The following is a 14,374-nucleotide window of genomic DNA, read 5'->3' as shown; positions in this document are numbered from 1 at the left end:
GACTCGGGGATGATGGGTTGGCCGACGAACGACCAGCCCGGCGCGTTCTGGATCACGCCGGTGGCGGAGGCGGCGGCCCGGCTCGCGGAGCGGTATCAGTTGGCGGGCCTGGCGGACACCCCGCAATGCGTTGTGGGCCGCAACCTCGGCCAGCAGGAGGCGTTGTTGTCCTTGGCCAGGGGAAGCAGGAGCGCCGAGCGGCCCTCGATGTCGCGCAGGTTCACGTCGTTGCCGAGGGTGGCGCCCACGATCCGGCCACTGGACTGGACGATGAGCGTGACCTCGGGTTCCGGGTTGTTCCAGGTCGAGGCGGCGAGCACGCCGACCGGAACGGCGGTGCCGACGGCGGAGAGGATCTGCCCCTTGGTGAAGATCTCGGCGTCCGGCCCGATGCCGACCTCCAGGTACTGGCTCCACATGCCCTCGGCGATCAGCAGACTCTTGAGCCGATCCGCCTCCGGTGAGCCCGCCTCCAGGCTGTGCAGGTCGACACCGACGTCGGCGAGCATGCGGTGCCGGATGTCCGCCGCCAGCGCCAGGTCTCCCCGCGCCCGCTCCTCGATCACGCGCTCGATCATCGAGATCGGGAAGGTGACCCCGGCGGCCTTGAGCGCCTGGAGGTCGACCGGGGCGAGCAACCAGGGCCGGCTACGGTCGCGGGTCGCGGCCCCCGTGTTGGCCAGTATCTCGGCGAAGTCGCCAACCCTCGGCCCGTCGAGCCCAGCCACTGTCGCGGCGGGATCGGGCAGCTCACAGATGTCGCGGACGGTCGGGAACCGGTGGCTGATGTCGATGACCTCGCCGTCGCGGACGGTCACCGGTGAGGGTCCGTCGCTGGACGGGTCCCAGATCCGGCCGATGAGGACGCTGTCGGCATCGTCCGGCAACGCCTCGGCGGCGGTACCGACCCAGTCCGCAGCCGACCCTCGGGGCCGTGGCAGCGTCATGAGTCGCTCTCCAGGTTGAAGAAGGACCGCTCGTCGCGGGGACGGATGTCGAAGACGGCGTCCTGGAACATCCGCAGCGGGTGTGGTGTGAACGGATGCTGCTCGATCGCTGTGAGGTCCACCTCGATGCCCAGGCCGATCCCGGTCGGGATGAGGATGTCGCCGTCGTCGGTCAGCACCAGCCGCTCGTTGGTGATCTCGGGGCGCCAGGGCACGTCGGTCGCCATGATCTCCAGGTACCGGAAGTTGGGCAACGTGGCCCCGAGTTGCAGCGTCGCGGCGGTGCTGAGTGGACCACTCGGGTTGTGCGGCGCGAAGCCCACGTAGCTGGTCGCGGCGAGCGTGGAGATGAAGGCCAGCTCGGCGATCCCCCCGGCGTGCGTCACGTCGGGCTGGACGAAGTCGACCGCCTGGCGGGCCAGCGCCGGCGCGAAGCCCTGCCGCCCGTACCACCGCTCCCCCGCCGCGATCGGCACCGGCGACGCGCGACGGATGTCGACGAGCGCGTCGAGGTTGTCCGGCGGGCAGGGCTCCTCGAACCACACCGGGTCGAACTGGGCGATCTCCTTCGCCACCTTGATGGCGTGGCGGACGTCGAAGCGCCCGTGCCCCTCGATGAACAGCTCCACCTCGCGGCCCACCGCGCCACGGACCGCGTCGATCTGGGCCAGCACCCGGTCCAACTGGGCGGTGGTGATGGTCAGGTCGTAGTTCTCGAACGGGTCCCACTTGAGGCCCCGGAAGCCCGATTCCACGGTCCGGCGCGCGGCGGCCGCGTAGTCCTCCGGCGTGACGGCACCTGAGAACCAGCCGTTCGCGTACGCGCGGACCCGGTCGCGGGTCGCGCCGCCGAGAAGCCGGGAGACCGGTACGCCGAGCTCACGCGCCGAGATGTCCCAGAGGGCCATCTCCAGCGAACTCAACGCCGTCATGATCACCGGGCCGCCGCGCCAGTACCAGTCCCGCGCGGTCTCGTAGAGGATCTTCGAGATGTTAGTCGGATCCAGGCCCACCACCGCCTCGGCCAGCTCGGCGATGGCACCCTGGACGGCACGTTCCTTGCCCTCCAGGGTGGCCTCGCCGAGCCCGACGATGCCCTCGTCGCTGTGGACCCGCACGATGACGAGGTTCGTACGGTAGAAGTCGACGACGAGTGTGTCGACAGAGACGATCTTCATCTTTCGGCTCAACCCTTCACCGCGCCGGCGGTCATGCCGGACACCACGTACTTCTGCACCAACAGGTAGAAGGCGACGGCCGGCAGCGTGAACAGGAAGGCGACGGCCATCACCGTCTGGATCGGTGTACCCAGCTCGCCGATGAAGTTGGCGATGCCGACGGAGGCGGGTTGCAGGTCCGGGTTGAAGATGAACGTCACAGCGAACACGTACTCGTTCCAGGCGTGGAAGAACGCGATGACAGCGGTGGCCGCGATCGACGGCGCGATGAGCGGCACGTTGATGCGGGTCAGGGTGGTGAAGGGCCGGGCGCCGTCGGCACGCGCTGCCTCCTCCAACTCCTTCGGGATGCCGTCGATGGCGCCCTTGAGGATCAGCGCGACGATCGGCAGGACGAAGGCGGAGTTCACCAGGATGAGGCCGGTCAGCGAGTCGAGCAGTTCGAAGCGGCGGAACAGCGCGAACAGCGGGACGACCATGAGCGCCTCGGGAAGCATCTGCGTGAACAGCAGAACGACTGTCAGCACGGCCTTGCCCCAGAACGAGAAGCGGGACAGCGCGTAGCCGAGCGGGATGCCCAGGCCGACGGAGAGCACCATCGTGCCGACGGCGATGATCAGGCTGTTGAGCAGCCAACCGGCGGCCTTGCCCTCGGCGAGCGCATCCACGAAGACCCCGAACTGGCCGAGGTCCGGCGTGAGCCGGGGCTGATCGGCGAAGAGGTCACTGTTGCTGGACAGCGCGGTGACGAACATCCAGTACAGCGGGAACACCGCGACACCGAGCACGACGAGCACGGCGACGATCCGTGCGGTGACACCGAAACGGAAGCGCCTCATCGGACGTCCCCCTTCTCCACGGCGCGGGCGACCAGGCGGCTGCCGATGACGACGATGAGCGAGATGACGACGCCGACCATGCCGATGGCCGCCGCCGAACCGAGTTCCTTCGAGTCGAAGGCCTGCGAATAGAGGTCGATGACGAGCGTCTCGGTGGCACCGACCGGCCCACCCTTGGTCATCAGCCAGATCAGCTCGAACCGCCGCAGCGACCAGATCGTCATCAGCAGGGCCAACAGACCCACCGTCGGCTTGATGACCTGCCAGGTGACAGCCCGGAAGGTGGCCCACCGTCCGGCACCGTCCACCGTCGCGGCCTCGTTGAGATCCTGCGGTACGGACTGCAGGGCGGAGAGCAGCACCACGGAGGTGAACGGGAAGAGCTGCCAGATGGTCGTGGCGAGCACCGCCGGGAGCGCGTAGCGCGGGCTGTCGAGGATGGCGCCACCCGGGACGCCGAGCCCGACCGCGTCAAGGAATCGGTTCACGATGCCGTACTGCGCGTTGAGCATCCAGGTGGCGATGAGCGCCACCGCGATGCCCGGAGCGGCCCACGGGACGGTCACCAGCGCCCGTGCCACGCCACGGCCGCGGAACTTCCTGTTGAGCAGGAGCGCGACGGCGAGTCCGGCGCCGATCGCGACGACCACGCAGGTGATCACGTAGACGACTGTGATCAGCAGGGTGCGGTGGAACTCGGGGTCCCCGAAGATCCGGTTGAAGTTGTCGAGCCCTACCCACTCACTGCGGGTGGGGTTGAGCAGCCTCGTCCTGGTGAAGCTGAGGTACACCTCCTGAACGAGGGGTACCGCCTGGAAGACGAGGATGAACAGTGCGGCGGGTGCCAGGAACAGGTACGGCGTCCACTTGCTACCCAGCGGGCTGGGCCGACGCCGGGGCCGGCCTGAGGGTGTTGTCTTCGGTACTCCGGTCTGCTCGACCACAGTCATCGGATCGGTCCTTCTGGGGGAAGGACGCCGCCGACGCACGGATCGTCGCGTCGGCGGCGTCGCCGTGTCGAGCGGTCAGCGGACCAGTTCGGTCGCCTGCTGCTGGGCGCGGTCCAGTGCCGACTTGAGGTCGGCCTTGCCCTGCAGTGCCGCGACCACGTTCTGCACGACCACCTTGCGGATGTCCGGCGTCTTGGCCTCGAACCCCAGCACGATCTGCGGCAGGCTGGACTCGGTGAGCCCGTCGAAGACGGGGAGGAACGGCGTGGCCTTGAGCGCTTCCGCGCTGCGCTGCGTGGTGGTGGCGACGCTGCTCGCGCCGAGGATCTCCTGCAGCTTCACCTGGTTCTGCGGCTCCAGCGCCCACTTGATGAAGGTGGCGGCCTCGTCCTTGCCCTCGCTGGCCTCGTTGATCACGATTGGTGCGAGGATCGCGCCCTGCTTGCGGACCGGGAACGGGATGGGCGCGACGTTGAAGTTCAGCTTGGCGTTCTGGCCACGCGTGGCGGTCACGTAACCGCCGTTGTTGAGCTCCATCCCGACCTTGCCCTCGGCGAACATCCGCCGGAACGTGGCAGCGTCCGCGCCACGCGGGATCACGTTCGCGTCGTACAGGTCCTTGAACGCCTGCAGGCCCTTGAGGTTCTCCGGCGAGTTGATCGTCAGGTTCTTTCCGTCGGACCACGCGCCGCCGAAGCCGTAGACGTAGTTGAAGATGTCCTGCCAGACACCGGCCTCCTCGGCCTCCGTCTGGCGGAACGCCAGGCCGAAGACGTCGCCCTTGGTCAGCGACTTGGCGGTGGAGGTGAACTGCTCGTAGCTGGTCGGCGGCGTCGGGATCAGGTCCGCGTTGTAGAACATCGCGTAGTTCGACGCTTCGAAGATGACGCCGTGCCGGACACCGTCGTGGACCATGAACTGGTCGGGCTGCTTGAGCAGGTCGTACTTGCTGGCGTCGATCACCTTGTCCAGCGGTGCGACGAGACCGGCGTCCGAGGCCGCCTCGAACTCGGGCATGTCGAAGCGGACCAGGTCGGGGCCCTTGCCGCTGCCCATCTGCGTGAGCACGGTCTGACCGAAGGTCGGGTACGGCACCGCGGCGGCGGAGACCTGGACCTTGGTCTGGCTCTGGTTGAACTCGTCAAGCCACTTCGTCAACAGGGGCCCGCGGCCCGGGTCGCCGAAGGTCGAGGCGGCGAAGGTCAGTTTGGTGACGCCGTCGCCGGAGTCGCCGTCGGAGCCGCAACCGGTCAGGAGGGTGGCGGCAAGGCCGAGGGCACATGTCGCCCTGGCGATGCCGAAATAAGCGCGCTTATTACCCATCGTTACTCCACTGTTACGAGATGACGTCAAGCCGATGAAATTGCAACGATCGTAGCGTCATGTGCAACGGTGTCAAGTGGCGATTGCGCATGGCGTCATCTATATTGCATAATATGCAATGACAGCGACGGCGCTACCGTCGCGCGAGGGGAGACACAGCCTTGGCGCAATCGATTCGCCGCGCGATCGACCTCATCCGTCGATCCGCGGAGCACCCGCTGTCCCTTACGGAGGCTGCGGACGTGCTCGGCGTCCACAAGTCCACAGCGCTACGCATACTGCAAACACTGGAGTCCGCGCGCTTCGTCCGCCGGACGGGCGCGGGCACCTACGTGCTCGGCAGCGGCCTGATCGAGCTGTCCGAGCTCGCGCTCGGCTCGATGGACCTTCGCCAGCCCGCCGCCGCACACCTGCGTGCGCTGCAACGCGAGACCGGCCACACCGTACACCTGGCGCAACTGACCGGCGACGAGATCATCTATATCGACAAGGTCGACAGCCCGGCGTTCGACGCCGTCAAGCTGCCGTCGCGGGTGGGACGCGCGGTGTCGATCTACGCGAGCGCCGTGGGCAAGACCATCCTCGCCTACCTCCCCCGGCAGGAACGCGACAGGCTTCTCTCCCACGTCGTCTTCGAGAAGTTCACCGACACCACGTTCACCGACCACGACTCCCTGGAAGCCGAACTTGCCCGCATCCAGGACTGCGGCTGGGCCATGGACAACGGCGAGCACGACGCCTACGTGATGTGCGTGGCCGCGCCGATCAGGGATTCACGGGGGCAGGTCATCGCCGCTGCCTCGATCACGGCGATCGAGGTCATCGCGAGCCTCGACCAGCTCAAGAGCAACCTTCCGCTGCTCCTGGAGACCGCCAACAAGATTTCCTACGAGCTCGGCTACGCGCCGCCGCCCATCGTGACCAGCCCGGACGGCGAGAGCCTCTCGGCGACCTGACCGCGCACGTCCCGGGCGATCACCGCGTTCTCGGCGCCGACCCGCCGGTGATGCGGTGGTGCTCGTCGGTCTCCATGTCGATGAAGGCCTGGATCATGCCCCGGTAGATCCGTTCGATCAGATCCGGGTCGGCACCGGCCTCGCTGGCCAACGTGCGGACCCGGGCCACCACCTGCGCCACCCGGTCCGGCGCACGGACGGCCTGACCGTCGCTCTTGAGCGGGGCGGCCTGCCGGACCAGCTCCTCCCGACGGGCGAGCAGCCCGACCAGTTCCCGATCCAGCTCGTCAATCCGAGCGCGGATCGCCGTCAACGTCGTCGCGGTCTCTGCCACGCCGGAAATCGTCGCACGACAGCGACACGATCAGGGGACCCCTTCGCCGCCCGATGCGCCGAATGCCGGCTATCACCCTAATCTCGACACGTTCATGTTCGCCTCGGCACGGCAACCACGGAGGGTGACGATGGGCGGAATGCCACGGCGTCAGTTCGTCAGACTCTCCGGAACCGCCGGCGCCACCGGACTGCTGGGACTGGTCGGCGCGGACCGGGCGTTGGCCGACGGGGGCCCGACCCCCGCGCCGTCCCCCTCGACACCCGGCGGCCCCGGCGCCGCGGCCTGCCCCACACCCTCGGCCCTGTGCGGCTACCCCGCCGACACCGGTGGCAGGTACGACCTGTGGGACCGGGTCCAGGTCTGCGAGGGCACGAAGACCGGCCCGCCATTTCCCCAGTGTCTGCGGACCACTCCCACGTACGTCGTCCTCAATGGAGGGTCGGGCTCGAACCACGACTTCCTGCTCGTGCCCAGTTGCCGGATCAGCGGCATCGAGTGTCCGTTCATCACCACCGCCAGCGCGCCGAACTACTGGCTGGACGCCTGGGACAACGCCCAGCCGGGGCAGCCGGGGCACGTCGTCTATCCCCACCTCGGGCTGGGCGTCAACTCGGCCGACCCGACGATCCGTCAGCAGGACCAGCTCCACATCCACCTGGCCGGGATCCACTCGGGGATCCAGACGCAGCTGAACAACCACGACAGCGCGATCAGCAACGACCCGAACCGGTGGCGCAACCAGATCGTGCCGATCTGGGGCCTGACGAGCACCGGCCTGCCCGCCCCGCGCTCGTACCGGGTTCTGCACGTCGCGAACCTGAACGGGAACCTCTTCCGGCTCCTGCTGGACAGCGTCGTGCGGCCGACCGGAGCAGCCATGGCCGCGCAGATGCTGGCCGTGACGCCCCGCCTGGTCGGCGGCGGCGGTTTCTACGTCCTGAACAGCGAGCCGGGCCTGCCCGTCCCGGCCGGTCAACCCGGCGGTACGGGCACCGTCGACTTCCTGCTGGCGTACGCCTGAGCCGCCCGCTCAGCGCAGCAACGCCATCCGGTCGATGATGGACTCGCGCAACTCCGGCGGCCAGGGGAACAGCGGCGCTGCCACGCGGAGCTGGGCGAAACCGTGCAGCCCGACCCAGAGCGCTGTCGCGTCGCCGAAGGGGTCCGCGCTGGTCGACCGTCCCGCCGCGACACAGTCCGCGAGCCTACGCCGCAAGACCTCGAAGGCCCCCATGCCGAGCACGGCGAGCTCGTCCGCCATGGCGGGCACCCGCTCAAGGGCCTGCCCGGCATCCCAGACGGCGCCGAACATCACCCGGTACTGGTGGGGCCTGCGTTCGGCGAAGGTCAGGTAGGCCGCGCAGATCGCGCGTAGGCGCTCGACCGGATCCGCGTCCTCTGGTGTGCCCAGTTCCTGCTCCAGGATGTCGAACGCGCGTTGCGCGACCGCGAGCAGGATCGAGTCCAGGTCCGGAAAGTGCGGATAGATCGACGGCGCGGAGATGCCGGCCTGCCGGGCGATCCCCCGCAGCGTCACACCCTGCGGCGCTCCGTCCTCCAGGAGCGTCATCGCGGCGTCGACGATCTCGTCGCGCAGCTGGGCACCTTCGCCGCGCTTGTTGCGGGCCCGTGTTCTCGGTGTGGTCACCCCTTGACTTTACAGGCGTTAGGCGAGCGCGTAAGTTAACGGCTGTAAGTTGACGGACGTTTCCTCAAGAAGGAGCCTCTCATGACCACAGCGACCGCTACCCGAATCGACACCGCCGTCCCCACCCACCGCGCTGACCTTGCCGGCCGTGCGCTGGCGGCCCTCGCGTCCCTCGCCACCGGCGTCGCGTTCGTCAACGGCGTGCTACTGACCATCAACGCCAGCGACGAGCGCCTGTTCGTCGAGGGCTGGCGGGTCTCCAGCTTCGGCATCTTCGCCGCGCTCTTCGCCCTGCTGGCGGTCAGGCCGCGCCAAGCGGCCGGCGTCTGGGAGATCGTGCTCGCCGGCAAGGCCGCCCTCGTCGTGTTCGGCGCGCTGATCGGAGACGTTCCGGAGGCCCGCCTGTCGGCCGTCATCGACTTCGGGCTGGTCGCCGTCGTCGCGGCCGCGTACGTGCTGTGCCGCGGCTGGTTGGCGTGGCGTCCCGCGACCACCAACCCGACCCGATGACGGAGACGACAATGCCCTCCACCTCGCCTTTCCGCCGCGTCGACCGCACCGTCACCATCTCGATCTGGGCGGTCCCGGTCCTGGTCGTCGGACAGTTCGCCATGCTGGCCATCGTCCCGGTCGTCCTCGCGCTGACCGTCAGCCTGCGACACGCCCACCTTCGCCGACTACGTCGCTGGACCATCGCTCTCGCCACCACCTACGCCGCTCCGCTGATCCTCTGGGCCATCGGGCCCGACCGCGCCCCGAGCCTGTCCAAGGACATGCACCCGGTCTTCGCCACACTGATCGTCGTGGCCGCGCTGGCCGCGGCAGCTGCCCTCCACCTCGGCAGGCGGCGTCCGAGCGGGCCCGACGGCTCGGCGAACGAGCAGCCGTTCTCCCGGGCCGCGCCGTGACCGATCCGCTTCTCCCCCCGCGAGCGGAAGCGCCGGATCGCCCGTCGCCGTCACCCGACGCTGGCGGGCGATCCGCGAGGCGACCCGGTGTCAGTGCGCGACGTCGCTGCCACTGACGGCGCCGGCGCGAAGGCCCTGATCGATGAAACTGACCAGCCAGCTGAAGCTCTCGTCGACGGACGCGTCGATCTGGAACCCGCCGGCCACCTCAAGGGTGGCGAACCCGTGCAGGACGCTACGCAGCGTCCGCATGGCGTGGATCACCTGGCCGGGGTCGAGGTCGTACCCGCCCAGCATGGCCGCCCATGAGGCGAGCACCCGCTCGCTGGCCGGGATGAACGGGTCGTCCGGGCCGGTCGGGCGGGCGGCGTTGCTGGCCGCGTACCGGCCGGGGTGTTCCCGCACGAACGTCCGCATCGCCTGCGCTCCGGCGGCGAGGGCTTCACTGCCGGAGCGGCCCTGGATGGCGTCACGGAGGGCATCGCCGGCCTGGGTCATCCCCAGGATGGCGATCCGGTGTGCCAGGTCTGCCTGGCTGGCGACGTGCTTGTAGAGCGAGGGGGTCTTGATTCCCAGCCGTTCGGCGAGCAGACCCATGCTGAGGTTGTCGAAGCCGACCTCGTCGACCAGCGCGGCGGCGGCTTCGGTGACCGATGCCGGGGTGAGCCGCGCCTTAGGCACTGGTCAGCGTCCGGGCGAGGAAGGGCAGGGCCAGCGCGAGGACCTCGTCGGGCGTCTGGACGTGCGGGTAGTGGCCCGCGCCCTCGATGACAGCCAGCTCGCCGAGCCCTCGCGGCAGGTCGGCGAGGATGCGCTCACCCTCGGCGCGTGGGTCGGCCCAGTCCGGGTCGACGCTGCCCTGGATCACCAGGACCGGGCAGGTGACGTTCGGCAGTTGCCGACCGGCGTCGGCCGGGCTGCTCTTGGCCATGGACTGGAGGGCCTTCATCCGGCCGGGCTCACTCATCTTGGCCTCGATGCGCGCCAGCTCACCGTGCCAGTCGGCGGGCTTGGTGGGGATCGCCACGTCGAGGTACCTGCGCCAGTTCGCCACGCTGCCCCGGACGAGCACCTGCGCCAGTTGGAGGTATCCGGCGCGGAAACGCTTCACCCGCACCAGCCCACCCAGGTCGAAGGACTGCGCGCGGGTGAACGGCGCCAGCTCGATGACACCGGTGATCAGCTCGGGGGCGGTGGCGGCCGCGATGGTCGCGGCGCCGCCGCTGATCGACTGGCCGATGATCACGGCCGGGCCTCCGAGGTGGCGCACGACGGCGACGAGATCACCCGCGATGTCGGTGCGGCTGTAGCCGTCCCAGCCCAGACTGGAGTCGCCGCAGCCACGGATGTCGACGTTGGCGACCCGGTATCCGGCCGAGGCGAGGGCCGGGGCCAGGAACCGGTAGGAGTGCCGGCTGTCGCCCATGCCGTGCGCCAGGACGACAAGCGGGCCCTGCCCGGTCACCTCGTACGCGAGGGTGTTGCCGGCAATGTTCAGGTATTCGGTCATGACGTCCTCCACCAAGCTAACGTGATTAGCTAAAGGCTAACCGCATTAGCCATGAAGGGCAAGTGTCGGTCACCGCTACTCCCCTCCACCCATGCCGAGCTGGGGATACAGGGCATCGGGGGCGGCGACCGCCCCGAGCGGCCGAGCGACAGTGACTGTCGTACCGAATTCGCTGTAGCGCAGGGACGCGTTCGGCAACCCGTTGGCCTCCGGGATCAGGAAGGTGACCAGCCGACCCTCGGTGTCCAACGTCGCCCGGAAAGCGTGGCTGCGCGCGCCGTCCGGGAAGACACCACCGGGAGGAGGGCGGAAGCTGATCCCGTTACCGGCGGCGACCCGGTTCACGTCGATCGTCCCGGTGATCTGGGTGCCGTTCACCCGTGCGGTGACGATCGCGTCGATGAGGCGGTCGGAGCCGCCGAAGTCGTTTCTGCCCGGCGCGAAGCTCAGGGCGAAGTCCGGCGGCAACCGGGCCGGGTCGAGGACCATCCAACCGTCGCCGACACCGCGAAGGAGTGCACCGGCCTTCATGTAGACCTCGTCGTCGATCATCCGGATCTCGATGACCCCACCCGGTGCCGAGATGGTGGCGATCGAGCGCTTGCGGACGTTGTCGCTGTGCGACAGCGCCGCGATCTGACTGGCGATATCGACGTCGCTGCGAAAACTCGTCCGATCGACGAACGCCGTGCCCGTCCGCAGCAGACCGATCGCCTCGGCCGTCATTGTGGCATCGGCGCTGGCCGCCGAAGCCGGGGCGGATCGAGGCTTGGGTGCACTGTCCTTTGGTGCGCCAACCGAGCAACCCAGCAGGAGCAGGCCCGCAGAAATGCCGGCCAGTGTGGCTCGACGTGTCATGCCCGTCACGGTAGGCCGACCTGGCAAGGCCCGATGACCCGTATAGTTCCGCGATGGAAACGGACACGGTGCGACAGGCTTACACGTCCGTCGCGGAGCTCTACATCGAGCTGTTCGGCACGAGCCAGCAGGTGGACGCCGACGACCTCGCTCTCATCCGGCGACACCTGGGCAGCCGGCCCGGCCGGGTGCTCGATCTGGGGTGCGGGCCTGGCCACCTCACCGGATACCTTTGTGAGCTGGGCGTTGACGCAGTGGGGATCGACCTGGTCCCCAAGTTCATCGCCCATGCGCGGGCGGCCCACCCGGGCGTCGAGTTCCACCTCGGCTCGATGGAGCGCCTCGACATCGCAGAGAACTCCGTCGACGGCATCCTGGCCTGGTACTCGTTGATTCATCTTCCGCCGCCCGAGTTCGACGGCATGCTCAAGGAGTTCCGAAGGGTGCTGGTCCCGGCCGGGCGGTTGGTCCTGGGCGTCTTCGACGCCGAGGAGGTCGGCGCCTTCGACCACAAGGTCCTGACCGCCTACCGCTGGCCGGTCGACGAAGTCTCCGAACGACTCGGCCGGGCCGGTTTCCGCGAGGTGGAACGCCTCCGGCGGCCTGCCACCGACGAGCATCGGCTGCTTGCCGCCATCGCGGCGATCGCGGTGTGAGGACGCCGAGGGCCGGCCTCCCGTCTGGGAGACCGGCCCTCGCCCAGCTGAGCACCCGAGTCCGGGCGGGCGTCAGCACTCAGGCGTTGAGCTTCCCGGCGATCGTGACGACCCGCTCGGCCATGTGGTCGAGCGCGGCGAACTGGGCGTCGCCCAGCGGGGCGTCGTTGCTGCCGCCGGTGACGTGCGAGACGCCGTACGGGTTGCCGTCGGCGAACTTCAGCGGGTCGGTGTAACCCGGGGCGACGACCAGACCCCCGAAGTGGTGGATGGTGTTGTAGAGCGCGAGAAGGGTCGACTCCTGACCGCCGTGCGCGGTCATGGAGGCGGTGAAGCCGGCGTACACCTTGTTGGCGAGCTGGCCCTGCGCCCACTGCGGACCGAGGGTGTCGAGGAACTGCTTGAGCTGGCTGGCGACGTTGCCGTAGCGGGTGGGCGTGCCGAACAGCACCGCGTCCGCCCAGACGACGTCGTCGGCGGTCGCCTTCGCCTCGTCCTTGGTGGCGTCGAAGTGCTGGCTCCAGGCGGCGTTGGAGGCGATGGCCTCGGCCGGGGCGAGCTCCGGAACCTGACGCAGACGCACCTCGGCGCCAGCCTTCTCGCCAGCCTCGGCGAGGCGCTTGGCCATGGCGTGCAGAGTGCCGGTGGACGAGTAGTAGATGACGGAGAGCTTGGTCATCGGAGGCATCCTTCCCAGAAAGTAGTTGCCGCTGATAAATTTGCGGCCGCAACAATCTCGACATTAGCAGCCGCCTCGCGGTGTCCCAACCTCCTGACCATGCCCACCTGCGTGACGGAGCACACCAGGAGACGGGCGCGGGCCGCGGCCGTCCAGCCGATGAGGCGGAATGTGCGCGCCCCTACGATGAGGTGATGGACCCCGCGGGGACGCCACCGGCGGCGCGGTACCACCTGCTCGGGCCGGTCGAGGCGCGGTCGGCCCGCGGGGAACCGCTGGCCCTCGGCACGCCGATGCAGGTGCGCCTCCTGGCCGTGTTGATGTCGCAGCCGGGCACCGGGTGGTCCATCGACCAACTCGTCGACGAGCTGTGGCAGGGGCGCCCACCGAAGACGGCAGCCGGCAACGTGAAGACCTATGTCTGGGCGCTGCGCCGGGCACTGCGCTCCCCGGGCTTCCCCGACCCCGCCATCCTCGCCGGGCCCACCGGCTACCGTCTCGCCCTGGACGGGCTGGCGGTGGACAGCGTGGCCTTCGACGACCTGGCCCAACGCGGGTATTCCGCGCTGCGGCAGGGTCACTGGTCAGCCGCCCAGGAGACGTTCGAGGCCGCGTTGGCGCTCTGGCGTGGGGAACCGTTCGCGGGCCTCCCCGGCTGGGGGCGTTGCGTTCAGTCCGAGCGCGCCTCGAAGAACAGCGGTCCAGCCTGGTGGAGGAGGTCGTGGACCTCAAACTGCGCGCCGGACAGCATCACGAGGTGATCGAACCGCTGCGGAGCCAGGTCGACGACGACCCGCTGCGCGAGCGCCCATGGGGGCAACTGATGGTGGCCCTGGCGCGGACCGGCCGGCGTGCCGACGCACTGGCGACGTACCGGCAGCTTCGCCACCTCCTCGCCGAGGAGGTGGGAGTCGAGCCCGGTCCCGATCTCCAACAGCTGCACACCCGCATCCTGCGGGCGCAACGGGAGCCGTTGGCATCCGATCCGCGGCCACCGGAAGGAACCCCGCCGCGATTCGTCCCCCGGCAGCTGCCGGCCCCACCGACGTTGTTCACCGGCCGGGCCGGGGAGCTGGCCCGGCTCACCTCGCTGCTGCTCGATGACCCCCGCTCGGCCAGCACCGTCGTCATCACCGGTACGGGCGGCGTCGGGAAGAGCTGGCTGGCGCTGCGCTGGGCCCACGACAACCGGCATCACTTCCCCGACGGGCAGCTCCACGTCGACCTGGCCGGATTCGGCACCGCGACGCAGGAGGCGTCACCCTCGGCTGTCGTACGTTCGCTGTTGCCCGCCCTGGGTGTGAAGCTCCTGGAGATCCCTGCGGAGCCGGCGGCCCAGTTCGCCCTGTACCGCGGCCTGACCGCAGCCCGACGGCTGCTCGTGCTGCTCGACAACGCCCGCGACGCGGAACAGGTGCGGCCGCTGCTTCCAGGGTCGACCCGCTGCGGTGTGCTCGTGACGAGTCGCCACACCCTGCCCGGCCTGGTCACCACCGATGGCGCCCATCTCCTCGCGCTGGACCTGCCCAGCGACGACGAAGCGCGCCAACTGCTCGTCCGCCGACTGGGCGCGCAGCGGGTCATC

17 protein-coding genes and 1 pseudogene are annotated in these 14,374 nt (G+C 69.2%); 7 read left to right on the top strand and 11 right to left on the bottom strand.

Annotation, left to right across the window (positions count from 1 at the left end; all coding sequences use genetic code 11):
• Window positions 1-95 precede the first annotated feature (95 nt).
• The 5 genes from ABZ749_RS14065 to ABZ749_RS14045 all read right to left on the bottom strand — a co-directional run bounded on the left by ABZ749_RS14065 (window position 96) and on the right by ABZ749_RS14045 (window position 5,237).
• Window positions 96-947: a hypothetical protein gene (locus tag ABZ749_RS14065; RefSeq protein ID WP_357227445.1), complete on the bottom strand. Its 852-nt coding sequence runs from the start codon at window positions 945-947 to the stop codon at window positions 96-98.
• Complete coding sequence (locus ABZ749_RS14060) at window positions 944-2,125, bottom strand: mandelate racemase/muconate lactonizing enzyme family protein (protein ID WP_357227442.1); 1,182 nt, start codon at window positions 2,123-2,125, stop codon at window positions 944-946. The genes ABZ749_RS14065 and ABZ749_RS14060 overlap by 4 nt, the downstream gene beginning before the upstream one ends.
• A gap of 8 nt (window positions 2,126-2,133) precedes the next feature.
• Window positions 2,134-2,964: a carbohydrate ABC transporter permease gene (locus ABZ749_RS14055; protein WP_196926036.1), complete on the bottom strand. Its 831-nt coding sequence runs from the start codon at window positions 2,962-2,964 to the stop codon at window positions 2,134-2,136.
• On the bottom strand, window positions 2,961-3,914 hold the full coding sequence (locus ABZ749_RS14050; RefSeq protein WP_357227439.1) for a sugar ABC transporter permease: 954 nt from the start codon (window positions 3,912-3,914) through the stop codon (window positions 2,961-2,963). The genes ABZ749_RS14055 and ABZ749_RS14050 overlap by 4 nt, the downstream gene beginning before the upstream one ends.
• A 75-nt stretch (window positions 3,915-3,989) precedes the next feature.
• Entirely contained in the window at window positions 3,990-5,237 is a 1,248-nt protein-coding gene (locus ABZ749_RS14045) for a sugar ABC transporter substrate-binding protein (RefSeq protein ID WP_357227436.1), read from the bottom strand.
• 161 nt (window positions 5,238-5,398) lie between these two features.
• Here ABZ749_RS14045 and ABZ749_RS14040 point away from each other — a divergent pair, with 161 nt between their 5' ends.
• Window positions 5,399-6,193 carry an IclR family transcriptional regulator gene (locus tag ABZ749_RS14040; protein WP_357227433.1) on the top strand — a complete coding sequence of 265 codons (795 nt, stop codon included), beginning with the start codon at window positions 5,399-5,401 and terminating at the stop codon, window positions 6,191-6,193.
• Window positions 6,194-6,212: 19 nt separating this feature from the next.
• Here the strand turns inward: ABZ749_RS14040 and ABZ749_RS14035 are convergent, their stop codons facing one another.
• A complete protein-coding gene (locus ABZ749_RS14035; RefSeq protein WP_357227430.1) occupies window positions 6,213-6,527 on the bottom strand; it encodes a chorismate mutase in 315 nt (104 codons plus the stop codon).
• A gap of 139 nt (window positions 6,528-6,666) precedes the next feature.
• Between ABZ749_RS14035 and ABZ749_RS14030 the strand changes: the two genes are divergently transcribed.
• Complete coding sequence (locus tag ABZ749_RS14030) at window positions 6,667-7,551, top strand: CDP-diacylglycerol diphosphatase (protein WP_357227427.1); 885 nt, start codon at window positions 6,667-6,669, stop codon at window positions 7,549-7,551.
• A gap of 9 nt (window positions 7,552-7,560) precedes the next feature.
• Here ABZ749_RS14030 and ABZ749_RS14025 read toward each other — a convergent pair whose 3' ends face one another.
• A complete protein-coding gene (locus tag ABZ749_RS14025) occupies window positions 7,561-8,178 on the bottom strand; it encodes a TetR/AcrR family transcriptional regulator (protein WP_357227424.1) in 618 nt (205 codons plus the stop codon).
• A gap of 81 nt (window positions 8,179-8,259) precedes the next feature.
• Between ABZ749_RS14025 and ABZ749_RS14020 the strand changes: the two genes are divergently transcribed.
• Together ABZ749_RS14020 and ABZ749_RS14015 are read left to right on the top strand one after the other, a co-directional pair.
• Window positions 8,260-8,688 carry a hypothetical protein gene (locus ABZ749_RS14020; protein WP_357227421.1) on the top strand — a complete coding sequence of 143 codons (429 nt, stop codon included), beginning with the start codon at window positions 8,260-8,262 and terminating at the stop codon, window positions 8,686-8,688.
• On the top strand, window positions 8,685-9,086 hold the full coding sequence (locus tag ABZ749_RS14015; protein WP_357227418.1) for a hypothetical protein: 402 nt from the start codon (window positions 8,685-8,687) through the stop codon (window positions 9,084-9,086). Before ABZ749_RS14020 ends, ABZ749_RS14015 begins: the two co-directional genes overlap by 4 nt.
• 90 nt (window positions 9,087-9,176) lie before the next feature.
• On the opposite strand, the gene ABZ749_RS14010 is transcribed toward ABZ749_RS14015, so the two are convergent.
• From ABZ749_RS14010 to ABZ749_RS14000, 3 genes are all read right to left on the bottom strand, one after another.
• Window positions 9,177-9,767 carry a WHG domain-containing protein gene (locus tag ABZ749_RS14010; RefSeq protein ID WP_357227415.1) on the bottom strand — a complete coding sequence of 197 codons (591 nt, stop codon included), beginning with the start codon at window positions 9,765-9,767 and terminating at the stop codon, window positions 9,177-9,179.
• A complete protein-coding gene (locus ABZ749_RS14005; RefSeq protein WP_357227413.1) occupies window positions 9,760-10,596 on the bottom strand; it encodes an alpha/beta hydrolase in 837 nt (278 codons plus the stop codon). Before ABZ749_RS14005 ends, ABZ749_RS14010 begins: the two co-directional genes overlap by 8 nt.
• A gap of 75 nt (window positions 10,597-10,671) precedes the next feature.
• On the bottom strand, window positions 10,672-11,322 hold the full coding sequence (locus ABZ749_RS14000; protein WP_357227410.1) for a hypothetical protein: 651 nt from the start codon (window positions 11,320-11,322) through the stop codon (window positions 10,672-10,674).
• Window positions 11,323-11,507: 185 nt separating this feature from the next.
• Here ABZ749_RS14000 and ABZ749_RS13995 point away from each other — a divergent pair, with 185 nt between their 5' ends.
• Entirely contained in the window at window positions 11,508-12,110 is a 603-nt protein-coding gene (locus ABZ749_RS13995) for a class I SAM-dependent methyltransferase (RefSeq protein WP_357227407.1), read from the top strand.
• Between the two features lie 79 nt (window positions 12,111-12,189).
• Here ABZ749_RS13995 and wrbA read toward each other — a convergent pair whose 3' ends face one another.
• Complete coding sequence (gene wrbA / locus ABZ749_RS13990; RefSeq protein WP_355006269.1) at window positions 12,190-12,789, bottom strand: NAD(P)H:quinone oxidoreductase; 600 nt, start codon at window positions 12,787-12,789, stop codon at window positions 12,190-12,192.
• Window positions 12,790-12,983: 194 nt separating this feature from the next.
• Here wrbA and ABZ749_RS13985 point away from each other — a divergent pair.
• Together ABZ749_RS13985 and ABZ749_RS13980 are read left to right on the top strand one after the other, a co-directional pair.
• Window positions 12,984-13,684, top strand: a pseudogene (locus ABZ749_RS13985) (AfsR/SARP family transcriptional regulator); the annotation flags it as partial.
• Between the two features lie 9 nt (window positions 13,685-13,693).
• A partial coding sequence (locus ABZ749_RS13980) for an NB-ARC domain-containing protein (protein ID WP_357227448.1) occupies window positions 13,694-14,374 on the top strand: 681 nt, incomplete at its 3' end.

This window comes from Micromonospora sp. NPDC047753 (genome assembly GCF_040642735.1).
GTDB lineage: Bacteria > Actinomycetota > Actinomycetes > Mycobacteriales > Micromonosporaceae > Micromonospora.
Note: the sequence above shows the minus strand (reverse complement) of the source record. Positions and strands in the feature narration are given on the sequence as shown.